The organism is Tenacibaculum insulae (genome assembly GCF_964512435.1).
GTDB classification, from domain to species: Bacteria; Bacteroidota; Bacteroidia; order Flavobacteriales; family Flavobacteriaceae; genus Polaribacter; species Polaribacter insulae_A.
This window is the reverse complement of the sequence record NZ_OZ208512.1, coordinates 599,428-621,716: the sequence shown is the minus strand read 5'-3', so window position 1 is coordinate 621,716 and position 22,289 is coordinate 599,428. Positions and strand designations below refer to the sequence as shown.

25 protein-coding genes are annotated in these 22,289 nt (G+C 30.1%); 8 read left to right on the top strand and 17 right to left on the bottom strand.

Annotated features, from left to right (window positions below):
• Position 1 precedes the first annotated feature (1 nt).
• The 3 genes from crcB to ACN5J5_RS02800 all read right to left on the bottom strand — a co-directional run bounded on the left by crcB (position 2) and on the right by ACN5J5_RS02800 (position 1,976).
• Positions 2–373, bottom strand: coding sequence for a fluoride efflux transporter CrcB (gene crcB, locus ACN5J5_RS02810; RefSeq protein WP_418645811.1), 372 nt, complete (start codon positions 371–373; stop codon positions 2–4).
• Between the two features lie 65 nt (positions 374–438).
• Positions 439–1,413 (bottom strand): DoxX family protein, encoded by a 975-nt coding sequence (locus ACN5J5_RS02805; protein ID WP_418645810.1) that lies wholly within the window; start codon positions 1,411–1,413, stop codon positions 439–441.
• A gap of 17 nt (positions 1,414–1,430) precedes the next feature.
• The gene (locus ACN5J5_RS02800; RefSeq protein WP_418645809.1) at positions 1,431–1,976 is read right to left on the bottom strand and encodes a DUF1599 domain-containing protein; all 546 of its coding nucleotides are present in this window, start codon (positions 1,974–1,976) and stop codon (positions 1,431–1,433) included.
• An 80-nt stretch (positions 1,977–2,056) separates the two neighbouring features.
• Between ACN5J5_RS02800 and folP the strand changes: the two genes are divergently transcribed.
• Together folP and cdaA are read left to right on the top strand one after the other, a co-directional pair.
• Positions 2,057–2,878, top strand: a complete 822-nt coding sequence (gene folP / locus ACN5J5_RS02795; protein ID WP_418645808.1) for a dihydropteroate synthase — start codon at positions 2,057–2,059, stop codon at positions 2,876–2,878.
• Between the two features lie 34 nt (positions 2,879–2,912).
• Positions 2,913–3,695, top strand: coding sequence for a diadenylate cyclase CdaA (gene cdaA / locus ACN5J5_RS02790; RefSeq protein WP_418645807.1), 783 nt, complete (start codon positions 2,913–2,915; stop codon positions 3,693–3,695).
• Positions 3,696–3,742: 47 nt separating this feature from the next.
• Here cdaA and ACN5J5_RS02785 read toward each other — a convergent pair whose 3' ends face one another.
• From ACN5J5_RS02785 to truA, 3 genes are all read right to left on the bottom strand, one after another.
• On the bottom strand, positions 3,743–4,189 hold the full coding sequence (locus ACN5J5_RS02785; protein WP_418645806.1) for a hypothetical protein: 447 nt from the start codon (positions 4,187–4,189) through the stop codon (positions 3,743–3,745).
• Positions 4,190–4,259: 70 nt separating this feature from the next.
• Positions 4,260–5,975 (bottom strand): ABC transporter ATP-binding protein, encoded by a 1,716-nt coding sequence (locus tag ACN5J5_RS02780; RefSeq protein WP_418645805.1) that lies wholly within the window; start codon positions 5,973–5,975, stop codon positions 4,260–4,262.
• Between the two features lie 50 nt (positions 5,976–6,025).
• Positions 6,026–6,760, bottom strand: a complete 735-nt coding sequence (gene truA / locus ACN5J5_RS02775; RefSeq protein WP_418645804.1) for a tRNA pseudouridine(38-40) synthase TruA — start codon at positions 6,758–6,760, stop codon at positions 6,026–6,028.
• 149 nt (positions 6,761–6,909) lie between these two features.
• Here truA and ACN5J5_RS02770 point away from each other — a divergent pair, with 149 nt between their 5' ends.
• Complete coding sequence (locus ACN5J5_RS02770; RefSeq protein ID WP_418645803.1) at positions 6,910–7,404, top strand: metallophosphoesterase family protein; 495 nt, start codon at positions 6,910–6,912, stop codon at positions 7,402–7,404.
• Here the strand turns inward: ACN5J5_RS02770 and ACN5J5_RS02765 are convergent.
• The 4 genes from ACN5J5_RS02765 to ACN5J5_RS02750 form a co-directional block, all read right to left on the bottom strand.
• A complete protein-coding gene (locus tag ACN5J5_RS02765; protein WP_418645802.1) occupies positions 7,390–9,018 on the bottom strand; it encodes a tetratricopeptide repeat-containing sensor histidine kinase in 1,629 nt (542 codons plus the stop codon). The genes ACN5J5_RS02770 and ACN5J5_RS02765 overlap by 15 nt on opposite strands.
• A gap of 155 nt (positions 9,019–9,173) precedes the next feature.
• Complete coding sequence (locus tag ACN5J5_RS02760; protein WP_418645801.1) at positions 9,174–9,845, bottom strand: hypothetical protein; 672 nt, start codon at positions 9,843–9,845, stop codon at positions 9,174–9,176.
• Between the two features lie 152 nt (positions 9,846–9,997).
• Complete coding sequence (locus ACN5J5_RS02755; RefSeq protein ID WP_418645800.1) at positions 9,998–10,648, bottom strand: response regulator; 651 nt, start codon at positions 10,646–10,648, stop codon at positions 9,998–10,000.
• 227 nt (positions 10,649–10,875) lie between these two features.
• Positions 10,876–11,313: a DUF4293 domain-containing protein gene (locus ACN5J5_RS02750; protein WP_418645799.1), complete on the bottom strand. Its 438-nt coding sequence runs from the start codon at positions 11,311–11,313 to the stop codon at positions 10,876–10,878.
• 200 nt (positions 11,314–11,513) lie between these two features.
• On the opposite strand from ACN5J5_RS02750, the gene rho reads away from it, so the two are divergent.
• Positions 11,514–13,202 (top strand): transcription termination factor Rho, encoded by a 1,689-nt coding sequence (gene rho / locus ACN5J5_RS02745; protein ID WP_418645798.1) that lies wholly within the window; start codon positions 11,514–11,516, stop codon positions 13,200–13,202.
• A gap of 53 nt (positions 13,203–13,255) precedes the next feature.
• Here the strand turns inward: rho and ACN5J5_RS02740 are convergent, their stop codons facing one another.
• From ACN5J5_RS02740 to ACN5J5_RS02720, 5 genes are all read right to left on the bottom strand, one after another.
• A complete protein-coding gene (locus ACN5J5_RS02740) occupies positions 13,256–13,804 on the bottom strand; it encodes a 5-formyltetrahydrofolate cyclo-ligase (protein WP_418645797.1) in 549 nt (182 codons plus the stop codon).
• Between the two features lies 1 nt (position 13,805).
• Positions 13,806–14,171 carry an MmcQ/YjbR family DNA-binding protein gene (locus ACN5J5_RS02735; RefSeq protein WP_418645796.1) on the bottom strand — a complete coding sequence of 122 codons (366 nt, stop codon included), beginning with the start codon at positions 14,169–14,171 and terminating at the stop codon, positions 13,806–13,808.
• Positions 14,168–14,782 (bottom strand): DUF4230 domain-containing protein, encoded by a 615-nt coding sequence (locus tag ACN5J5_RS02730; protein WP_418645795.1) that lies wholly within the window; start codon positions 14,780–14,782, stop codon positions 14,168–14,170. Before ACN5J5_RS02730 ends, ACN5J5_RS02735 begins: the two co-directional genes overlap by 4 nt.
• Positions 14,783–14,891: 109 nt before the next feature.
• Positions 14,892–16,163, bottom strand: coding sequence for a hypothetical protein (locus ACN5J5_RS02725; protein WP_418645794.1), 1,272 nt, complete (start codon positions 16,161–16,163; stop codon positions 14,892–14,894).
• A gap of 35 nt (positions 16,164–16,198) precedes the next feature.
• Positions 16,199–18,538 carry a TonB-dependent receptor gene (locus tag ACN5J5_RS02720; RefSeq protein WP_418645793.1) on the bottom strand — a complete coding sequence of 780 codons (2,340 nt, stop codon included), beginning with the start codon at positions 18,536–18,538 and terminating at the stop codon, positions 16,199–16,201.
• A 1,217-nt stretch (positions 18,539–19,755) separates the two neighbouring features.
• Here ACN5J5_RS02720 and ACN5J5_RS02715 point away from each other — a divergent pair.
• The 4 genes from ACN5J5_RS02715 to ACN5J5_RS02700 are packed head-to-tail and all read left to right on the top strand — an operon-like array spanning position 19,756 to position 21,325.
• Entirely contained in the window at positions 19,756–20,511 is a 756-nt protein-coding gene (locus ACN5J5_RS02715) for a hypothetical protein (protein WP_068704656.1), read from the top strand.
• Between the two features lie 2 nt (positions 20,512–20,513).
• Positions 20,514–20,936, top strand: coding sequence for a DUF5675 family protein (locus tag ACN5J5_RS02710; RefSeq protein ID WP_068704654.1), 423 nt, complete (start codon positions 20,514–20,516; stop codon positions 20,934–20,936).
• A complete protein-coding gene (locus ACN5J5_RS02705; RefSeq protein ID WP_068704652.1) occupies positions 20,914–21,132 on the top strand; it encodes a hypothetical protein in 219 nt (72 codons plus the stop codon). Before ACN5J5_RS02710 ends, ACN5J5_RS02705 begins: the two co-directional genes overlap by 23 nt.
• A gap of 4 nt (positions 21,133–21,136) precedes the next feature.
• A complete protein-coding gene (locus ACN5J5_RS02700) occupies positions 21,137–21,325 on the top strand; it encodes a hypothetical protein (protein WP_068704837.1) in 189 nt (62 codons plus the stop codon).
• A gap of 26 nt (positions 21,326–21,351) precedes the next feature.
• On the opposite strand, the gene ACN5J5_RS02695 is transcribed toward ACN5J5_RS02700, so the two are convergent.
• Together ACN5J5_RS02695 and ACN5J5_RS02690 are read right to left on the bottom strand one after the other, a co-directional pair.
• Positions 21,352–21,729 (bottom strand): DUF2493 domain-containing protein, encoded by a 378-nt coding sequence (locus ACN5J5_RS02695; RefSeq protein WP_068704649.1) that lies wholly within the window; start codon positions 21,727–21,729, stop codon positions 21,352–21,354.
• An 11-nt stretch (positions 21,730–21,740) separates the two neighbouring features.
• Positions 21,741–22,145: a DUF6943 family protein gene (locus ACN5J5_RS02690; RefSeq protein ID WP_068704647.1), complete on the bottom strand. Its 405-nt coding sequence runs from the start codon at positions 22,143–22,145 to the stop codon at positions 21,741–21,743.
• Positions 22,146–22,289: the final 144 nt, after the last annotated feature.

The window sequence follows — 22,289 nt, the reverse complement described above, 5'->3', positions numbered from 1 at the left end:
TTTAAATAAATTTAATTAAATAGATTCCTGCAAAAACAGCTAAAAAACCTAAGATAAAACTAGCAATTGTGTAAAAAGCAAAGGAAGTAAAATCTCCAGATTTTAAAAAAACATGATTTTCGTAAGCAAAGGTTGAAAAGGTGGTAAAACCGCCGCAAAAACCGGTGGCTAATAATAATGTGTGATTTTGAGAAAGAGTTTGGTTTTTAGCGGCTAACCCTAAAATAATTCCGATAAGTAGGCTTCCTAAAATATTTGCAGTAAAAGTACCGTAAGGAATACCTGTTTCTGAATTGTTTAAAAATTTACCAATAATATATCTTAATACACTACCGGCACCTCCGCCTATAAAAACTAATAAAAATTGTTTCATGTCTATGCTAAAATAATAAAACCTCGTAAATTTTACGAGGTTTTAAAAATATTAAAATTTTATAGTTAGTTTAAAATAACATCATCGGCATCTGTCCAATTCCATTTACCAACAATAACTCCTTTTTCTACAGTTATAATCCCTGGGTTTGCTCTTAGTGCTGTTTTTAAAGCTGTTTCGTCACAAAAACCAAAGGTGTATGGTAAATTATATTCTTTTTGAGTAGCGGTTAAATCCTCAATATAAGATGCTGTTAATACGTAAATTTCATAGCCTTTTGTTTTGGCATCCGCAGCTACTTTTGCAACGGCTGCAATTCCGTCCTTCTCAGTACTATCAAAGTTATACATCATAACAAGCATGGCTTTGTCTTTAGCAAGCATGGTTTCTAATTGATCTCCATCATCAGTTTCAATCATAAAATCATGAATAGGAGGTACTTCATCGCTGTCTTCTTGGTATTTCATGCCTTCAGCAATATCAGTTCCTATCGAGTAAGCTCTAAAATCAATAATAGGTAAATGTTGTAAAACATGGTATGTTATTACGAGTGATAAAAATAAAGAAGCATAGGTGGTTATTGCTGTTATTTTTTTTGAAATTAACGGTTTAATGTGTGGTAATCCTTTAATTAAAATTACAATAAAAACCATAAGAATTGCACTTTTATAAAAAGTTTCTTTAGGTGTTAATTTTATCGCATCTCCAAAACAACCACAATCTGTAACTTTGTTGTAAGTGTAAGAATACCAGGTTAAAAATAAGAAAACTACGTTTAGACTAAATAAACTCCAAACCGTAAGTTTTGGTTTATAGCCAACTAAAAGCATAACTCCTAAAACTAATTCAGAAATAATTAAAAGGATAGAAAAAGGCAAAGTGTACGGAAGTAAAAACTCCATATTTAATACACCTTCACTAAAATATTCTTGAAATTTATACTGAGAACCAATAGGATCTACTAATTTTACAAAACCTGAGTAGATAAATAAAAGACCTACAAGTACTCTTGAAATATGTGTTAAAATTTTAGCAATCATTTTATGGGGTTTAAAAGTTAACTATTTAATTTTGAATGATGAATCAATGCAAAAATAGCATAATTAATCATATCTTGATAATTAGCATCAATACCTTCGGATACTAATGTTTTTCCTTTGTTGTTTTCAATTTGTTTTACACGAAGTAATTTTTGAAGAATTAAATCGGTTAAAGATGAAATTCTCATGTCTCTCCATGCTTCACCGTAATCATGGTTTTTGTTTTCCATTAATTCTTTGGTGATTCTTATGTGTTTACTGTATAATGCTGTGGCTTCATCAGTATTTAAATCTGGTTGATCAGCAATTCCTAATTCTAGCTGAATTAAAGCCATAATTGAGTAGTTGATAATTCCAATAAATTCCGGTTTTTCTCCTTCATCTACCTTTCGCTCGGTGTTTTCTTGCAATTGACGGATGCGTTGCGCCTTTATAAATATTTGATCGGTTAATGACGGAAGCCTTAAAATTCTCCACGCACTCCCATAATCGCTCATTTTTTTTGTAAACAAACTACTACATTCTTCTACTACTACATCGTATTGTTTGGATGTGTTTTGCATCTTTTTTGTTTAAAAGTATTCGTTCAAAAATAGTAAATATTAAAAGCTTTTCATTTATTTTTACTTAGAAATTTATTAGGATGACGATTAATTGCAATAAAAATTTAATTGACCTTACTACACCAAAAGTAATGGGGATTTTAAATGTTACTCCAGATTCTTTTTTTGATGGAGGAAAATATAAGAATGAGAAGGATATTCTTACTCAAACAGAAAAAATGTTAAATGAAGGCGCTACATTTATTGATGTAGGAGCATATTCATCAAAACCAGGATCTAAATTTGTTTCTGAAAATGAGGAATTGCAGCGAATTTTGCCTGTAATAGAGTTGTTAACGAGTAATTTTCCTGAAATTATTATTTCTGTTGATTCTTTTAGAAGCAAGGTTGTTAATGAAGCTATTAATGCTGGTGGAGCAATAATTAATGATATTTCTGGCGGAATGTTAGACGATAAAATGTTTGCTACGGTGGCTAAATTACAAGTACCATATATTATGATGCATATGCAAGGAACTCCAGAAAATATGCAATTAAATCCTGTTTACGAAGATGTGGTAAGTGAAATCATTTCGTTTTTTTCGGCACAATTATTTAAACTTCGTCAATTAAAAGTAAACGATGTTATTATTGATGTAGGTTTTGGTTTTGGTAAAACAATACCGCATAATTACGAATTGTTGCAAAAATTAGCATTGTTTAAAAATTTAGAAGTACCCATTTTAACAGGGGTTTCAAGAAAATCAATGTTGTATAAATTGCTTAATATTTCGGCAAATGAGGCTTTAAACGCAACAACAGTTGCAAATACAATTGCTTTATTAAACGGAACAAATATTTTAAGAGTTCATGATGTAAAAGAAGCTGTAGAGGCGATTAAAATTGTAAACCAATTACAATAAAATGATTACATTTACTAAAACTTCAAAATAATTAATGAATTTAGATTTTATCGATTTTTCGTTTCTTGATGTGCTCGATATTATTTTAGTAGCGGTATTGTTATATTACATTTACAAGTTATTAAAAGGAACGGTAGCAATTAATATTATTATAGGTATTGCTTTTATTTTTTTAATATGGAAAATAACCCAAGCGCTTCATATGGAAATGGTAAGCGGTATTTTAGGGTATTTACTTTCGGGAGGAGTTATCGCATTGATTATTGTATTTCAGCAAGAAATTAGAAAGTTTTTATTAATGATAGGAACCACTAATTTATCAACACAAAAAAGCTTTTTTAATCAGCTTAACTTTTTAAAAACGGAAGCTAATTCAGAAATTGATATTCAAACAATATTAAAGGCATTTACCAGTATGTCTAAAACAAAAACTGGCGCTTTGTTGGTGATTGAAAAAACAAATAACTTGGATTTTTTAATTAACACAGGCGATAAAATGAATGCTTTGGTAAATGAAGCTATTTTAGAAAGTATTTTTTATAAAAATAGTCCGTTACACGATGGCGCAACTGTAATTAGAGATAATTTTATTGTAGCAACTCGTGTTGTTTTACCTATTTCTGATAGTACAAAAATTCCAGCTCGTTTTGGTTTAAGGCATAGAGCAGCTATTGGAGTTACCGAAAAAACAGACGCTATTTGTTTATTGGTATCAGAAGAAACAGGTGAAATATCCTATATAAATAATGGAGAATTTGTGTTGTATAAAACGCTAGAAGATTTGTTTTTAAAACTTCAAAAAGACTTAACCGCATAAAAAAAGCTCGCAATTGCGAGCTTTTTAAATTTTATAGGAACCTGGAATTATTTAGCAGGAGCCATTTTTGCTTGGATAGCATTCATTACTTTACCAAATTTCACAGCGCTTTCAGCATCTAAAGAGCTAGTAATTTCTGTAGCTTTGGTAGCTAATTCAGCCGCTTTGGTAGCTAATTCAGTGTTTTTTAAAACATCACCTTTAGCATCAATATAAGCTTTAGCGTATTGAGAGTATGATTGTAAATACTCACCAACTTTAGGGTTTTTAAATTCAGGAATAGTTACACCTTCAATTGCAGATTTAACAGCTTCTGTAGCCTTATCTACAGTTTCTTCAACTGTTTTAGTCGCTTCTTCTGTTGTAGCTTTTGCTTCTTTTTCTACAGTTTCAACGGTAGTTTCTTTAGCATCTTTTACTTCTTCTTTGGCTTTTTTACAAGAAGTTGCTAATAAAGCACCAGCAACACACATTGTTAAAATTACTTTTTTCATTGTTTAATGATTTTTAATTAATAGATTGATTAAAACAAATGTATTGTTTTGAGAATTTTAAACCTATTAATTAAGAAGTAATTTCGGTGCTAAATTGTTTTTCGTATAAGTTTTTATAATATCCTGCTTCTTTTTTTAATAAATCATTATGATTTCCTTGTTCAACAATTTCGCCTTTATCCATTACAATAATGGTATCTGCTTTTTTAATGGTTGCCAATCGGTGAGCAATTACGATTGAAGTTCGGTTTTTAGTAATTTCATCCGTAGCGTGTTGAATCATCTGTTCAGAGTGAGTATCTACTGATGAAGTAGCTTCGTCTAAAATTAAAATACTAGGATTACTAACATAAGCACGTAAAAAAGCAATTAATTGACGTTGCCCAGAAGAAATCATCGCACCGCGTTCTTTAACATTATAAAAGTAATTGTTGGGTAAACTCATGATAAATTCGTGAACGCCAATTTTTTTGGCAGCTTTTTTAACTTCATCAAGAGAAATATGTTCGTTTTTTAAAGAAATATTATTAAAAATAGTGTCAGAAAATAAGAAAACATCCTGTAAAACCACCGAAACTTTTTTACGTAAAGCGTTTATTTCATAATCCTCAACAGCTATGTTGTCTAAGCAAATAGTACCGCTGTCTATTTCGTAAAAACGATTTATTAGGTTGATGATGGTTGATTTTCCAGCACCAGTTGCACCAACAATCGCAACGGTTTCTCCTTTTTTAACATCAAAAGTAACTCCTTTTAAAACTTCTTCGCCTTTTATATAACTAAATCGAACATCTTTAAAATTGATGTTTCCTAGCAAGGCATCAGCTGTAATAGTACCATTTTGAGTAATAGAACTTTCGGTGTCTATTACATTAAAAACGCGTTCGCCAGCTACAATTCCCATTTGTAGTTGATTAAATTTATCGGCAATTTGACGAAGCGGCCTAAATAACATTTGAGCCATTTGTATAAAAGCGATAATCACGGCAATATTTGTTGCTTGTCCGCCAATAACCTGCAATCCACCAAACCAAACAATTAATCCGATGGCTATTGATGAAAGAATTTCGGCAATAGGAAAAAAGATGGAATAATACCAAACAGTTTTTACATGTGCTTTTTTGTGTTTTTGATTGATGTCGACAAAATTTTGATATTCTATTTTCTCACGATTAAAAAGCTGTACAATTTTCATTCCTGTTACTCTTTCTTGTACAAAGCCATTTAGGTTTGCTACTTGATTGCGAACATCTTGAAAGGTTGATTTTATGGCTATCTGAAATATTTTTGTAGCATAAATTAAAATAGGTAAAGTTACCAGTGCAATAATGGCAAGTTTCCAATTGGTATAAAGCATTACAATTATTACGATAATCATTTTTAAAACATCACTTATAATCATAAAAACACCTTGTGTAAAAAAATTAGCAATAGTTTCAATATCAGAAACTACTCGTGTTACTAATTTACCTACGGATGAATTATCAAAATAACTCATTTTAAAAGATATTATTTTTCTAAACGTCTTGGCTCTAATATCTCTAATAATATGTTGGCCTACCCAATTGGCATTGTATATAAAACTAAATTGAAATAATACTTGTATTAATAAAACAACAAGCATTGCTATGGTGTAATATAATAGTCTTATTGGGTCTTTGTGGGTAACAAAATCATCAATAGCTCTCATTAAAATAACAGGACTTAATACGGCAAATGCAGCTAAAAGTATGGTTGATGCTGCGGCTATAATAAATCGTGTACGGTATTTTTTTGCAAAACTCATAAGTCTTACAAAAATTTTAATATCAAATGCTTTTCCTGTTGTTTTACTCACTATATATAGTCGTATACTACTTTTGTTAAAAATAATCCTTTTGCTGGTACCGAGGTTCCTGCGTTACTTCTGTTTTTACTTTCTATAATTTTTTTAAAATCATCAATGGTTGTTTTACCGCTTCCAATATCAATTAAAGTACCAACAATGGCTCTTACCATATTTCTTAAAAACCGATTTGCGCTAATGTAAAATGTTAATTCATTGCCTTTTAAAATCCATAAAGCATTGGTAACATCGCAGTTAAAAGTGTGTACTCCAGTTTTTACTTTAGAGAAACACTCAAAATCTTCATAATCATATAAAATAGCAGCAGCTTGGTTCATTAAATCAATATTTAATTTTTGATTGTATAGTTGCCAAGAGGTGTCTAATAAAAACGGATTTCTGCCCATCCAAATTTTATACTCGTAACTTCTGCTGCTGGCATCAAAACGAGCATGCGCTGTATCATGAACCAATGTAGTGTTTAATATTACAATATCATCAGGTAAAATAGCATTTAACCTAAAAGCAAAACCTTCAGGTAAAATAATATCAGTATCAAAATGAGCAAACATTTGCGAAGCGTGTACGCCAGTATCTGTTCTTCCAGCACCGGTAATACTTATTTTTTCTTGTAAAATAGTACTAATGGCAATGTTAATTTTTTCTTGTACAGAAATTGCATCAGGTTGTATTTGCCAACCATGATACTTTTTTCCTTTGTAAGCTAACTCAATAAAATACCTCAAAAACAACGAAATTTAAAACGCTAAATTATGAAATATTAGATTGAGTTTTTTAGCTATTTTGATAAATAAATCATCTTCTTTTTTGTTTGTTTTAAAAAGGAAGATTTTCAGATACATTTTTGAAGCAGTATTTTATTAATTTTGTATTGATGAAAAAAATACTTTTACTTTCTGATACGCATAGTTTTATTGATGATCAAATATTAAAATTTGTAAAACAAGCCGATGAGGTTTGGCATGCTGGCGACATTGGCGATTTACAAGTTACAGATACTCTTAAAAAACACAAACCTTTACGGGCTGTTTACGGTAATATTGACGATGCTAGTGCAAGAGCAGAGTTTAAGTTAGATAATAAGTTTGTTGTAGAGGGTGTTGCTGTTTGGATAACTCATATTGGTGGCTACCCAAATGCGTATAAGCCAAGAGTTAAAGAAGCGTTGAAAAAAAATGCACCTAAGATTTTTATTAGTGGGCATTCTCATATTTTAAAAGTGCAGTATGATGAAAAATTTAAATTGTTACATTTAAATCCTGGAGCTGCAGGTAAACACGGATTTCATAAAGTAAGAACTATGCTTCGTTTTGAGCTAAGTAATGGTGAAATAACAAATATGGAAGTTATTGAATTAGCTAACCGATGAAAGTGAAAAGGTTTTTTGCTGCTGAATAGGAATAATTATAGAAATTTGAGTGCCTTTATTTTCTTTTGAATTAATGGTAAGTTTTCCGTTCATCATTTTAATTCTTGCTGCTATTTGATTTAAGCCGATACCGCTATTTTTAAGAGAAGAAGACGAGGTAGAAAAACCTACCCCATCATCATTAACAAGAACAGTTAGTTGATTTTTCTCTTGTTTTATAATTATTTGCGCATAATTAGCTTTACTGTGTTTTAAAATATTATTAGCAAGTTCTTGAATAATATTAAAAACTCTAATTTCAAATTCTTGATTGTATCTATTGATGTTTTTTGCAGATACTTCAAATCGTAATTGACTATTAGAATATTTTTTTGCAATATCTTTTAATGCGTATTCTAAACCAAATTTTAATAAAATGGAAGAAATTAAGTTATGAGACAAGTCTCTAACTTTTTGAGAAGCTTCGAGTATAATGGCTTGTGTTTTTTCAATTTCTAAAGGAGTATTGCCATTAAATTGTTTTTTTGTAGCGCTTAAGTGCATGTTTGCAGATGATAATAAGGCACTTACATTGTCGTGTAATGTTTCTGCAATTTGTTTTCTCTCAGATTCTTTACCATCTATTGTGGCATTTAAAATTTTTGTTTGCGCGTCTGATTTAATTTTGTCTATGCTTTGCTGTTGTTTTAAGTTGTTTTCAGAAAGTTTTAATTGTAGGTTTTTTTGACGTAGTTTGTAGTTGTAAACAATTGCGCCAGAAATAATAATAATAAGTAAACTTAATGCAGCGAATAATAAACTAGTTTTACTTTCTTGAGCTTCAATAAGTTCTTTTTTAGCGGTTATTAAATCTATTTTTTGTTGTTCTAAATTTTCTTTGTGTTGTGCGGTAACCTCTTCAATTATTCGTCTAACTTCCTTTTCTCTTTGATTATCTTCTATTTCGTATGATAATTCTTGATAGTCATAAGCTTTATAGTCTTTTAAATTCCTCATGGTCCAAGCTAAATTGTAGTATAAATTAGCTTTAAACCTAACAGAGTTAGGGCTGTTGTCGTTTTTTATTAAATCGATGCCTTTTAAGTATGTGTTTTTTGCTTTTTTGTATTTTTTTTGTGATAAATAAATATTTCCAAGACTATTAAGTGAGTTAGCCTGATTTGTTTTATTATTTCTTGATTTATGAATATTAATAGCTTTTAATGCGTAATTTTTGGCTTTATCAAAAACAGAGTCATGCTCATAGATTCCCGATAAATTTGTGTAAGTTATAGCTTTGTAATTTAGAATTTTATCATTTGTATTTTCGTTTTCTTCAATCTTTTGATAATAAAAAAAAGCACTATCTATTAATGATAATTTTTGAAAAGCACTACCAATTCTTAAGTGAATTTTACTGGTTTCGACATCGTTATAAATGTTGTTTAATTCAAGGTGAAATAGAGATTTTTTATAGTATTTTAGGGACTTTTGATAATTATTAGTTTTATTATAAATATCAGCAATTAATGAAGAAAATAAATATTTGCTTTCATTTGATTTTGAATTGTTGTACTCATTAAGTGCTTCTTTTAATGTTACTAGATATTCTTTTTCCTTGTAATTTTTATACAATTTGTTGTACTTTTCTTTAGATATAGAGTCAGTTTTCTTGTTTTTGGAAAACGTTAAGTTTGTTTCTCTTTCAAGTTGAAAAGCTTGTATTTTGTATAAATTTAATATATTACATATAATAAATAAATAGAAGTATTTATTTTTTTTAATACCCATTAAATAATTGATTCTCCATTTTCAATAACTATTCTAGGTTTTCTAGGAAGTGCAATGGAAGTGTCTTTCTTAGACAACTTATTGTTTATAAAATCTATTTTTAACAAACCATTATCAGAAGCCGTAATAGTTCGTGAAAAATCTTTTTGTTTTGCTGCTCCACTAGATAAATGTACTTCATAAGTAGCTATGTCTTCATTATAAATAAAGTCAGTAGTTACGTCGTTATTTACTTTAAAGTTAAGTAAAAAAGTACCATCTTCATTTTTTGTAATGCTATAAGAATTCAAAAACTCTGTGATGCCTCCTTTAGCAAAGGTAATGTTTTCATCTTCAACAGATATTTGTGTGCGTTTACCTTCGTTTGCTTCTAAAAAACCAATTTTTAATTCATCGTTTTCAATAGTAAAATCATTACTGTGTTTACTAGCTGTTTTATGATTTGCTTCAGATAAAATAATTTCGGTCGATTTATCTATATTTTTAACAGTATTTACGTCTGTATTTTCGGTGGTATTAAAATCAATAGAATAAGCTCCATTTGCATCTCTTTTAAGAGTATAAGATTGCAATAAACTATCTTGAATGTTACTAATGTCTTCGTTTTCGTTTGATGAGCAAGAAGTAAAAACAATGGTAAGGGCTATAAAAAAAGGCGCTAATTTATTCATAATTTGATTATTTAAGGGTTGTTAATAAATTTTAAACTAAGTATGTTTTTTGTTTTATTAGTAGATGTTAGCGATGCAAGTTAATAATGTATAGACTGCGGGGGAAGTTTTCTTTATTACGGGGGATTAAAGAAAATTATTTGAAGGGTTTTCTATACTATATTATTTTTCACAGCGTACATCGCTAAACCTACTACATTTTTTACTTTTAATTTTTTATATAAACTTTTACGATATGTCTCAACCGTTTTAAGGCTTACTATTAAATATTCTGCTATTTCAGTAGAACTTTTTTCAGAAGCTATTAATTTTAATACTTCTATTTCTCTTTCAGATAAATCTGATCTATTTAGTTCGTTTTCTATAACTTTAGCCTCTGTAACATATAATTCTAGCAAATTGCTTTTAACATCGTCACTAAAATATTGTAATCCATTATAAACACTTTTTATAGCGTTAATAATATGAACGTTAGCAGAGCTTTTATCAACAAATCCATCAGCTCCTAATCGTACCATTTCTTGTACTAGTTTTGGGTCGCTTAAGCTAGAAAGGATAATGGTTTTAATATCAACATTTCGTTTTTTAAATGCTTTTAAAACTTCTATTCCATCCATTTCTGGCATGTTAATGTCTAAAACTAAAACATCAGCTTTATTTTTTGAAGACCAGTCTATAACTTGTTTTCCTGTTAAAGAAAAACCTTCTATTTCAAAGTCTTCTTCTGTATTTAATAAGGCGATAACTCCATCAATTAAAATTTTATGGTCATCGGCTATATGAACTTTTATTTTTTGATTCATTAGTTGTTGTGTTTACAAATCTATAGCATAAAAATAATGTGCGCAATACCCAATAACCCTAATTGAAAGTTAGGGTTAACCCTAATCGGGTTAGGGTTAACCCTATTTTTGTTAACATTTCTTTAACATTTTAAGCTAAAAAAGGGTTAAGTAGGTAAGTAACAAAAATAGAAAACCGAGATATAAATCTCGGTTTTTTCGCACTAAAATATACTAAGATGTTAGGTTTATCGTAATCTATCAACAGATTTTACAAGATCTTCATCCTTTTTAATGGCTTTATTTGCTAAAACTAACAGCAAAATAACAATAACAGGAAAAAACATCCCAATACCTTTCTCAGAAACCGAAGCCTCTCCAGATAATGTTTGCGACAGATATATCAATACGCCTAATAAAAAAAGGTTTATCAATATGTTTAAACGCCCTAATACAAATTGCAACTGACGATTTTTAAATAAAAATATGGTTACAATTGATACTAAAGCTGAAGTATAAAATAATACCGGAGCGATTTTTTGTAAAATAGAAGCTCCAGAAAATAAATCAATAACATAAGTAGTTGTTTTCGCTTCTGTGTTAGTCCAAAGACTAAAAACAAAAGTTAAACCAGCAGAGATAATTCCTGCAATTATTAAATATATTGATTGTTTTCTTTGTATCATGTTTTTTATTGGGTAGCAAATGTAATATTTCTTTTTTTAAAAAGAAATATTACAAGTTAAATTATTTGTATATATTTGTCGTAATAAGAAACTGCACAAACAATAATTATATAGCTCCTATATAATAGCAATCAAAAATAAAACTTAAATACAATTTAATCCTTTCTCTTAAAGGATTGTATAACTTAATCATTTTAAGAATGTTCGAGATTTCGGAATTAAAAACTAAAAAATTAATAGACTTACAAGCTATTGCAAAAGAAATAGGTTTAAAAAAAGTAAGTCAGTTAAAAAAGTTAGATTTAGTATATAAAATTTTAGATGCACAGGCCGAAGCTAGTGCTAATGAAGCTAAGCCAAAGGTTGAAAAACCGAAAAGAAAAAGAATAGAAAAGGCTGAAGAAACTAAAAAGCAACCTCAACAAAAAGTTGTTGAAAAAACTGCGGTTTTAGCTAAAGATAAAAAACCAGTTGTTGTTAAAAAAGTTGAAGAAAAGAAGGTTGAAGTTAAAAAACAACCAGCCGCTGAAAAAAAGCAAGCTGTTGAAGTAAAACAACAGCAAGTTGAGGTTAAAAAGAATGTTCCTAGGCCAAGAAAAGAGGTTGAAGCGGCTAAAAAAGCACAACAAACTCAACAGGCTAGTAACAGTAATAACAACAAGCAGCCGCAGCATAAAAATCAAAAAAACAGTAAACAGCCACAACATAAAAATCAAAATACAAATAAACCACGCCATAAAAGTGGTAATAAATATAGAGATCCTGATTTTGAGTTTGATGGAATTATTGAAAGCGAGGGTGTATTAGAAATGATGCCTGACGGATACGGTTTTTTACGTTCGTCAGATTATAATTATTTATCATCACCAGATGATATTTATGTATCGCAATCGCAAATAAAATTATTTGGTTTAAAAACAGGAGATACTGTTTTAGGAAATGTTCGCCCGCCAAAAGAAGGAGAAAAATATTTTCCTTTAATTAGAGTATCAAAAATAAACGGATTAAGTCCGAATATAGTTAGAGACCGTGTGTCTTTTGAGCATTTAACTCCGTTGTTTTCTGAAGAGAAATTTAATTTAGCAGAAAGAGGAAGTTCATTATCAACAAGAATTATCGATCTATTTTCTCCAATAGGTAAAGGGCAGCGTGGTATGATTGTAGCACAGCCAAAAACGGGTAAAACCATGTTGTTAAAGGATGTTGCCAACGCTATTGCAGCAAATCACCCAGAAGTATATCAATTAGTTTTATTAATTGATGAAAGACCTGAAGAGGTTACCGATATGAAACGTAATGTTCGTGGAGAAGTTGTTGCTTCTACTTTTGATGAGCCTGCAGATAAGCATGTTCGTGTTGCAAATATCGTTTTAGAAAAAGCAAAACGTTTGGTAGAGTGTGGGCACGATGTAGTTATTTTATTAGATTCAATTACACGTTTGGCAAGAGCTTATAATACAGTGGCGCCAGCTTCTGGTAAAATATTATCAGGAGGTATTGATGCCAATGCATTACACAAACCAAAACGTTTTTTTGGGGCGGCTCGTAATATTGAAAACGGAGGTTCGTTAACCATTATTGCCACGGCACTTACCGAAACTGGTTCCAAAATGGATGAGGTTATTTTTGAGGAGTTTAAAGGTACAGGTAATATGGAATTACAGTTAGATCGTAATATTTCTAACCGTAGAATTTATCCAGCAATTGATTTAATTAAATCAAGTACACGTCGTGATGATTTATTATTAGATGATAAAACAGTTCAACGTATGTGGGTGTTGCGTAAATATTTAGCAGATATGAATCCTGTTGAAGCAATGACGTTTATTAATGATAGAATTAGAACATCTAAAAATAATGATGAGTTTTTAATTTCTATGAACGGATAGTTTTTTAAAAAAAAATATTGATATAAAAAATCTCGCAGAACAGCGAGATTTTTTTAGTTTGGAACAATAATTCTATCTAAAGGAACATCAAATTGATGAGTGTCTGTAATTTTATCAATCGGACTAAAAAAGTTAAGTCCAATAGTTTTACAGTCTTTTTTACAGGCAGCTAAAAAACGATCGTAAAATCCTTTTCCGTAACCAACACGGTAATTTTTTTTATCTGAAACTAATAACGGCACAAAAACTAAATCAATTTTTGTAACAGCAACTTCTTCTGCATTTATTGGTTCTGGAACTCCGAATTTATTTACTAAAATTTCGGTGTTTTTATCAAAGTAAAAATGAGAAAGAGAATCATCTTTAAAATTACAACGACTTACAATTATTTTTTTGCCATTTGCAATAAAAAAATCAATAATTGGTTGTGTATCTATCTCATTAAATTTTCGCATCGATAAAAATAAATGCACATTATTAATGTCTTTAAAATTTAAACTAAAAATTTGCTGATAGATGTTTTTTTGAAGCTTTTCTTTTTCAGTATTAGTTAATGCATTTCTTTTTTCTTTGTATTGTTTTCTTAGATCTGCTTTTAACATTTTACATAGCTTTTAATTCTTCGCGTAATTTTTTTGTAAGCCCGCTTACAATTAAATCATACGAATGGTCTATTAATTCAAAGGCAAATTTATCAGAAACATCGTTGTTTAAAGTAACGGTATTCCAATGTTTTTTATTCATGTGCCACCCAGGATTAATGCTTTCAAATTCGGCTCTTAATTTTAAAGCGCGCTCGGGATTACATTTTAAGTTGATTTTTGCTTCGCCTTTTTCCCAAGCATCTAATCCGCTTAAAGCAAACATTTTGTTCATCACCTTAAAAACAAGTGTAACATCATCAAAAGGAAAATGCTCTGTAACTCCTTTTTTGGTAATGCAATAATTTCTAAGTTGTTCTACGTTCATGAGTTTAACTTTTTCTGATTTGACTTGGGTAGTTCTAAAGTAGAAAAATCTAGTTTCCAGCCAATGGTTTCTACTAGGTTTTCCATCAAAGAAATAGCTTCTAAAGCTTCTTTGTTGGCAGTTTGCATTAAGTTGCTTTCAGGTATTTTTTGTAAAATATGTTCTTTAGCTTCTTTGTTAACCTCAGTTAAATCTTCTGATGAAAACTTATTTAACAATCCGTTTTTTATATCATAAAATCGCAAATTGGGTTCTACCGAAAAAACTTCTGGTTGTGGAAACTCAGATAAAACTAGCGCTTTATTTTTAGTATCGGTGTGCATTTTAATTTTTCTAAAATCAAAACCAATATGCACTTTGGCATTAATTAAGATAATTGCTTTTTTTTTGCTTGAAAATAATCCGAGAAATTTTTCTTTGGTATTTTCATGATGATAAATTTCAGCAAACTCACCTTCAACCGTAATTAATTTAGATACTTTTTTAATTTTATCTAGTAAAATAACAGACTGTTTTTCTGTTAAGCTTTTTTTATTAGCTAAAGAAAATTTTTGAAAAATAAAATAAGAAATAATTGCTCCGCCTATTAAGCCTAAAAAAAGTAATTCCATAAATACGAATTTACATAAAATATAGTAGAGGATAAAAGTGTTTTGATTGATAAAACAAAAAAGGCTTAAGAAAAATCTTAAGCCTTTTTATAGTTGTTAAATATATTAATTAATAAACTCCGATATAAAATGAATCTGCACCATTATCAAGTTCAGCACCTTTTGTAAATCCATCCGCAGAAGTACTTTTAGGGTCAAAACTATAAATATTTCCTTTTGCACCAAGTGGAGCAATTGCCATGTGAAATTTACCATCTTTTCCTAAAACACCCGATTGATAATACCACATCCATAAATTAGCAGGCACGTTTAATTTTACAGCAGTTTTGTTGTATAAATCAATTCGTGTAACTCCCCAAGGTGTAGCTTGGTCGCTACCACTACCTACAGATGCATCGTAGTAAGGAGCGTAAGCAATACCGTTACCTACATAATACCATCCGTTAGCACCAACTTGTGGCATACCTAAAGCTGCAGATAAATCTAACTGATAAGAATTGTCGTAAACACCATTTTTAATGCGTACTAACTTTGCAGGGTTAGAGGTTAAGTGATAAATATCTCCTTTTTCATCTACATGATATACAGGAGCTCTGTAACCATAAGTAGAACCTTTTGCTACTTCTGATTCTAATAAAACAGGATTTTTTAATGAAGGATAATCTACTACTAATGTAGTTGCTTTATAATCATCTGTTCTCACATTTTCATCCGTATTTGGGTCGTAACCTCTTTTAGCAACACCATAATAAGCTTTACCACCTTGAATTGTAGGATTGTCTATTCTCCAGATATGTAAATTATCAGCTGTTTCTGGTATGGCAACTTTTGCGTTTTCGGCCAAAGCTAAGTTGGTTAAATCAATTCTTTGTAATATCGCTTTAGCTTCAGTGTGAGTATATACATCATCAGTATACATTTTTTCTGTAGTTATGGTGTGCACTAAAGCATCATCTTCATTAAGAACTTTCCATCTAGGATATGCAGTTCCCATAGCAATTTGAACATTGGTTTCTTCAAGTAAAGTATAATCAGAAGCTCCGTTTATTTCATATTTATACAGCATTCCGCCTCCATAACTTAGGTTGTATAAAAATTTTCCTGAAGGAGAACCGTAAATTCGGGCAGTTCGTACAGAAGGAACTTCAAAACCTTTACCTTTAAAAGAAATTGCACCTTCTTTTAAATCAGGAAAAGATTGAACAAAAGTAGCTGAGTTTCCTGTAGATCCTACACCGAAGGCTACATTGTAAAACTCTTGGTTTCCTGTAGGAAGTTTATCTTCGATATCGTCATTAGAATCGCAACTTATAAATAATGTGCTTGCCATCGTTGCTGTTAGCAACAGCGCTTTACTTATTGATAAAAAATTTGTTTTCATGATAGTAATTTTATAATATAATTAGATTTAAAGTTTTAAAAAATAGGTTTGTATGTTAGTTTTAGATAAAAAGCGCGACCTGGTTTTTGCATCGCCCAGTTATCAAAAATTTGTTGATCGGTAATGTTTTTTGCATTAAAGCTTACTATTGCTTTATTATTTGGTGTGGTGTACGATAAACCGATATCGTGCAGTTTTTGTGTAGGTATGTATGCTTTTCCTTTACTGGCTAAACTTTCCCAGTTTCTATAAAATTGATGTGTGTAACCAAAATTGTAATTGATAGATAGTTTTGCGTCTTTTTTTATAAAATTGTTAAATTTATATTCGATATAAGTGTTAGCGGTTAAATAGGGAGCATTTCTTAACCGATCTTTATAGTAAATATATTCCGATCCAAATTCATCGTATCTTAAATTATAACGAGCATTAAAATTTGAAAAATTAGAGGTTATAAATAAACGTCTATCATAATTGTATTTTAGTTCAACATCATATCCTGTACTTTTAATTTTTCCTAAATTTTCAAAACCGTAAGTATCAGAAATACTACCGCTAATTCCTCTTGTAATCATATTTTTTATATCTCTTATAAAAAAGTTTGTTTCTAAATTAAAACGGTGTTTATTTACGGCATAACTTCCTAAAATAAAACCAAGATTGTAGTTGTTGCTAGTTTCTGGTAAAAGAGTGTATGTAGGCTGAATGTTTTCGCTTGTATTACCTAATAGTTCTGATATACCAGGCATTCGTAAAGCTTTTTCGGCAGATGTTAATAGTGTTATTTTAGGAGATATAGCGTAAGAAATCGCAGCTCCGTAACCATTATGACTGATGCTTTTTTCGTAATCTAAGGCAACAATCGTATTTCCGTTTCTTTTAGGGTCAGATAGTTTTACGTGTTGTTTATAGTGTTTAAAAAACAGATTTGTTTTTAGTTTTTTAGCAAAGTAATTGCTTTCATAAGAGTAACTAATTATTTGTTTGGTAAGATATCTTGTATCGGTTAAATCTCTTTCGGCTTGCGGTCGCATAGGGTCATCAATATCTCTAGTAAACCTGTTGTAAAAATAATGTAGCCCTACTTTATGTTGCGGATGTAATTGGTAATACAAACCTGTTCTGTTGGCAATATTTACTTCTTTGTTTTTAGCAAGTGTTGCGTCACCAGCTTCTCCACCGTTACTTTGCCAATTAATAGGGTTTCCATTATTGTCTTTTATAATTTCACTCAACCAATTATACATATAAGGTACCGTATCAATTACAGTACGATTTGTGTGCGAAAAAGAAGAGAAGGTGTTAAGAGATAAGCCATTAGTTATGATGTTTTTTTTACGGTATTTAAAGGAAAGCATTTTACTATTTCGTTCGCTTTTTCTATTACCATACACGATATCCATCACGGGGCCTGTTTGTATGTCATTTTTTATATCAGATACCATTACACCCAATGTAATTTCATCGGCCCATTTTTTAGAAGTGTAACCAATATTTGTTTTTATTCCTTTTGATTTATAGCTGTCATGAAAACGTTCAGCTTTTACATATTTTACTTTTCCTGTGCTTGGGTTAACAACATATACATTGTCTCCCCAAACCTTATAGTTATTGTCTGTACTATTTGTAAAGGCAGAAAAATCGATTGTAAAATTTGTGGTAGGATTTCTGTATCCAGCATCTACATTTGCTTGATGTGTATTAAAAGAGCCAAAAGAATATGATGCACTAAGGTGTGTACCAATATTTTTTTTAAGAACAATGTTTATACCACCACCCAAAGCATCTTCAGTTAATTCGGCAGGCAAAACACCTTTGTAGGTTTCAATACGTTCAATCATTGCAGGCGGAATGCTAGATATTGAAAAAGATTCGCCATAATTACGCAGTGGAATTCCATCAATAAAAACACGAACAGAATTACCGCTAAGTCCGTTAAGGTTAAAATGTGTATGCGAACCTAATCCACCACTTTGTCTAATCTTAACACCAGAAGTTCTGTTTAATATTTCGGTAGCCTGTAAACTTTGCGAAGCAAGTTTTTGAGTATTTACAACATCGACAGAAAACCCTTTTTTCTTAATTAATTTACCTTTTGATTTACTAACAATAGTAACATCATCTAAGGTAATATCTTCATTGTTTTCTAATACAATGGTTATATGGTCAGATTTTTTTGTTAAATCTACTTTTATTGTAATTCCGTTTGCGCCAAAAGCTTTTATAAAAACACCATATTTTCCTTGCGGAATTTCAGAAAAAATAAAATTTCCATTCTCATCTGTATAAACAGTTTTATTTATTTTTTCAATATAAACCAAGGCTAGTTCTACTGGGGTACCATTTTTGTAACTAATTTTACCCGATAAAGACATTAAAGTATTGTCATTTGATGTTTTACTCAGGCAGTTTAAACTGGTAAAAAGAAAAATTGTAATTATAGAAAAAAGTTTCAAAGCTTATTTGGATTAAATTTAAATAATGCTGCAAATATAGATATTGTTTTTATTTAGATTGATTAAAATTAATATTTTTTATTGTTTTTTTCTTGAAGTTATAATTCGTTTATAACAAGCGGAATATGAGTCGTATTTAGTAAAGTAGAATACTTAAAATAAGATTTAAATTTTTAGAAGAGAGAAAAACTGTAAAGTTTTACCTTAAAATAGCACTATTGAGACTTGTTGTGCATTTGGAATTGTTTCTAGAAAAAAGTGTCAATTTTATTGATTTTCGATAGTATCAAGAATAATTTTTTAATACCAAAATTAGTATTATCAACACAAAATTATTCTAGAATTTAACTCAGACTAACAAATTTATCTTCAATTGGAAAAGAGGTTATTCAGGCAAAATAAAACATTCGTAATTTTAAATCAAAAAGGAGATTTTTAAAAGAGGAATAATGAGTTAATAAAGTATAAAAAAAGACTTAAGAAAAATCTTAAGTCTTTTTAGTCGGGGTGGCAGGATTGTAACTACCACTCTAATGTCTTTAATTATCAATTAGTTACAAGTTGTTTCCTTTTTGAGGTAACCGAATAGGTAACTTTAATGATATGAACTTTCGTTTTGAATTGCTTTATACAAAAGAGGTAAAAATATAAAAACCTTATACATACAAAGCAACATAAATTTACGCAAATTTTATGATTTATGGAAGTGATTTTATAACTAATTAATATACAGATTAATGATTTCAATTTCTATTCCAGAATATTCTGAAAAATCATTGATAGTAACAAATTGATGAGGTTCTTTGTCTAAAAAGTTCTTGATATCATTTAATAACTTGCGTCCATAACGTTCACTACGCCCTGTGATGCGCTGAATGTCTTTTGGGTATATACAAGCTCTTTTCTGATTCATAATACTCTATCTATACTTTATCAATACTTAAAACAGACTTAATATTTTTATGATGATGTTGATAATGCGTTGTTAAAATGTTGTGAACACTTTCGTGTTATCAATATTTTAATGACGTTTTTGGAGTTATCGGAACGAACATCCAAAAACGGATTTCGTTTTTTTATTGACTGCCATAAAGTTACGTGATTTGAAATGTTAATCACAAAAAAAAGTAAAAATTATGGCAAAACAAACTGGAATTATTAAGCTAAAAGGAACTATCGGAGGTATTTCTTTTTACAAAACAAGCGATGGACATCTTGCTCGTGAAAAAGGTGGTGTAGACAAAAGTAGAATTCAAAATGACCCAGCGTTTCAAAGAACGCGAGAAAATGGTTCTGAATTTGGTAGAGCAGGTAAAGGTGGAAAAGTATTGCGAAATGCGATTCGTGTGCTTTTACAAAATGCAAAAGACAAAAGAGTGGTTTCTCGTTTAACAAAAATTTTAGTAGCCGTTACTAAAACCGATATTGTTAATGAAAGAGGACAGAGAACTTTACAGGATGGTAATTTAAACCTTTTAGAAGCGTTTGAATTTAATTTGAAAGGAAAGTTAGGAGCAACTCTGTTTGCTCCGTTTGTTAAAGCTTTTGATAGAGTTTCTGGAGATACAACTTTAAATTTAGCTGCTTTTTCACCAACAGTTAGAATTGCAGCTCCTGCAGGAACGACACATTTTAAAATTGTAATGGGAGCATCAGAATTAGATTTCGTAAATGAAACCTCAACTTTTGAAAATGATGAAACTGCAATTTTACCTTACACAGTTGCAGATACAGCTGCAATTGCATTAACAGCTTCTATAACTGCTAATTCTACATTACCAGTAGTACAGGTTTTAGGAGTAGAGTTCTACCAAGAGGTAAATGGACAAATGTATTCTTTGAAAAATGGTACTTATAACGCATTATCTGTAACGATTATTGATAAACCTTAACAATGGAGTTAATACTTCAAAGAGCATATTTTAAAGAGGGTACTAATGGTACTCTCTTTAATTCTGATAAATTCCTTTGTCATACCATTGAATTGCCCTGGAGAAATAACAAAAGAAATATCTCTTGTATACCAGAAGGGCAATATGAAATTCTACCAAGATTTTCAAAACGATTTCAATATCATTTGATTTTGAAAAATGTGAAAGGTAGAAGCTTTATTTTATTTCATCCTGCAAATGATGTTAAAAGAGATTTAGAGGGCTGTATTGCTCCTGTAACCTATTTAAATGGTATTGGTAGAGGTGTATATTCCAGAAATGCTATGCAGAAATTATTGTCATTAGTGTATCAAGCTAAAGACCGAAAAGAAAAAATTGTATTAATCATTAAATCACAGAATTATGAAAATTATAGAACGTTATAAAAAACCAACACCGAAATTCTTTCGAGTGTTAAGAAACATTGGTATAGCCTTAGCCACTGCAGGAGGTGCAATTATTGCAGCTCCAATAAGTATTCCTGCAACAATAATAACAATTGCTACTTATATGACAGTTGCAGGAACTGTTGCAACTGCTGTTAGTCAAGCTGTAGTTTCTAATGAAAAAAAGGATGACTAAAAATATGTTTCAGAACGATATTCAAATAAAGTCAGGTGTTGTTGGGGGAACATTACTCTCTACAGTTTTTACTATTAGTTTAGACGATATACTTTTTACTGTTATTATGGCTGTTATTGGAGCAATTGTTAGTTTTTCTGTTTCTACATTATTAAAGTGGTTGTTTTTTAGAAAGCAAAAAAAGAATACCTAGTTTTAGTACTGGGTATTCTTTTGTTTTTATTGATTGATATTTAGAATTTCGTTTTCAAAGAGAATTATTCTAGTTTTTAATTGTCTTTGTTTAGCAAGTTGAATTATGTTTTTTGTTCCTTTACTTTTTCCATCCCAAAAAGCAATTAATGCGTCTGCATATATTGCCATTTGTTTATTTCTTTTTGGTCCAGCAGCTTTACCATATTTTATCCAATCAGCCGGAAATTTTATAATGTTGATGTTTTTTTCAGACGCGTATTTCTCTCCTAATTTGTCAGCACCTTTGTAATGAGCTCCAGAAATAATTTCGATATTTTTTTGTTTGTCCAGAAATTTATCACATTCGTGTTTTAATTTTTGGTAGTTGGTGAAGTTTCTGCTCCCAGCTATAATTATTTTCATAGTTTAATTTGTTAAGATCTTAGTAAGGCTATTTTTAGTTTTGAAATAGTTAACAATTGTTGTTGTAAGTTTTCTTCGAAAGCAGTTATTTTTTTGAGTTTTTCAACTTTCAATTGCCATTGTTGTTCTTCATAGTTCTGCAGTGCAGTAGTGATTACTTTTTTTACGTCTGAAATACCAATAAATGGAATGACAGAGCCTTTTAAATAGCACCCAAAGTATTGACCAACTTTTAAGGATAAACACAGATAATACAAAGACTCTCTATTTGTTGTAGAAGTTGTGGAAATTACAAAGCAGTTTGGACAAGGTTTGTCTAATGGCTTTCCAGAATTTAATCCTTTATTCAAAATAAAAAAATGTGGGTTTGAGTAAGTTCGTCCAATTTTGTGGGTTTTGATTTCAAAAATTTGCATAAGTATCCATTTTTAGGTTCAGGTTCTTTTGCTGTTTTTTTGCCCATAAAATTTTGGAAAGAAAAACAACAAAAAGAAAGCTGTTTCTAAATGGGGAGGATAGACTATCAAGGTTTTTGAAAAAAATACTACCAACTACTGAAT

What these genes read in the sequence shown, in the direction of transcription:
- ACN5J5_RS02735 (WP_418645796.1), bottom strand. Translation starts at nt 14,171, where the DNA reads ATGAACGTAGAACAACTTAGAAATTATTGCATTACCAAAAAAGGAGTT.
- ACN5J5_RS02715 (WP_068704656.1), top strand. Translation starts at nt 19,756, where the DNA reads ATGGCAAAACAAACTGGAATTATTAAGCTAAAAGGAACTATCGGAGGT.
- ACN5J5_RS02725 (WP_418645794.1), bottom strand. Translation starts at nt 16,163, where the DNA reads ATGAAAACAAATTTTTTATCAATAAGTAAAGCGCTGTTGCTAACAGCA.
- ACN5J5_RS02770 (WP_418645803.1), top strand. Translation starts at nt 6,910, where the DNA reads ATGAAAAAAATACTTTTACTTTCTGATACGCATAGTTTTATTGATGAT.
- ACN5J5_RS02705 (WP_068704652.1), top strand. Translation starts at nt 20,914, where the DNA reads ATGAAAATTATAGAACGTTATAAAAAACCAACACCGAAATTCTTTCGA.
- cdaA (WP_418645807.1), top strand. Translation starts at nt 2,913, where the DNA reads ATGAATTTAGATTTTATCGATTTTTCGTTTCTTGATGTGCTCGATATT.
- ACN5J5_RS02755 (WP_418645800.1), bottom strand. Translation starts at nt 10,648, where the DNA reads ATGAATCAAAAAATAAAAGTTCATATAGCCGATGACCATAAAATTTTA.
- ACN5J5_RS02700 (WP_068704837.1), top strand. Translation starts at nt 21,137, where the DNA reads ATGTTTCAGAACGATATTCAAATAAAGTCAGGTGTTGTTGGGGGAACA.
- ACN5J5_RS02780 (WP_418645805.1), bottom strand. Translation starts at nt 5,975, where the DNA reads ATGAGTTTTGCAAAAAAATACCGTACACGATTTATTATAGCCGCAGCA.
- ACN5J5_RS02690 (WP_068704647.1), bottom strand. Translation starts at nt 22,145, where the DNA reads ATGCAAATTTTTGAAATCAAAACCCACAAAATTGGACGAACTTACTCA.
- ACN5J5_RS02710 (WP_068704654.1), top strand. Translation starts at nt 20,514, where the DNA reads ATGGAGTTAATACTTCAAAGAGCATATTTTAAAGAGGGTACTAATGGT.
- ACN5J5_RS02800 (WP_418645809.1), bottom strand. Translation starts at nt 1,976, where the DNA reads ATGCAAAACACATCCAAACAATACGATGTAGTAGTAGAAGAATGTAGT.
- rho (WP_418645798.1), top strand. Translation starts at nt 11,514, where the DNA reads ATGTTCGAGATTTCGGAATTAAAAACTAAAAAATTAATAGACTTACAA.
- ACN5J5_RS02730 (WP_418645795.1), bottom strand. Translation starts at nt 14,782, where the DNA reads ATGGAATTACTTTTTTTAGGCTTAATAGGCGGAGCAATTATTTCTTAT.
- ACN5J5_RS02740 (WP_418645797.1), bottom strand. Translation starts at nt 13,804, where the DNA reads ATGTTAAAAGCAGATCTAAGAAAACAATACAAAGAAAAAAGAAATGCA.
- ACN5J5_RS02720 (WP_418645793.1), bottom strand. Translation starts at nt 18,538, where the DNA reads ATGTCTTTATCGGGTAAAATTAGTTACAAAAATGGTACCCCAGTAGAA.
- crcB (WP_418645811.1), bottom strand. Translation starts at nt 373, where the DNA reads ATGAAACAATTTTTATTAGTTTTTATAGGCGGAGGTGCCGGTAGTGTA.
- ACN5J5_RS02805 (WP_418645810.1), bottom strand. Translation starts at nt 1,413, where the DNA reads ATGATTGCTAAAATTTTAACACATATTTCAAGAGTACTTGTAGGTCTT.
- ACN5J5_RS02785 (WP_418645806.1), bottom strand. Translation starts at nt 4,189, where the DNA reads ATGAAAAAAGTAATTTTAACAATGTGTGTTGCTGGTGCTTTATTAGCA.
- ACN5J5_RS02695 (WP_068704649.1), bottom strand. Translation starts at nt 21,729, where the DNA reads ATGAAAATAATTATAGCTGGGAGCAGAAACTTCACCAACTACCAAAAA.
- ACN5J5_RS02750 (WP_418645799.1), bottom strand. Translation starts at nt 11,313, where the DNA reads ATGATACAAAGAAAACAATCAATATATTTAATAATTGCAGGAATTATC.
- folP (WP_418645808.1), top strand. Translation starts at nt 2,057, where the DNA reads ATGACGATTAATTGCAATAAAAATTTAATTGACCTTACTACACCAAAA.
- ACN5J5_RS02760 (WP_418645801.1), bottom strand. Translation starts at nt 9,845, where the DNA reads ATGAATAAATTAGCGCCTTTTTTTATAGCCCTTACCATTGTTTTTACT.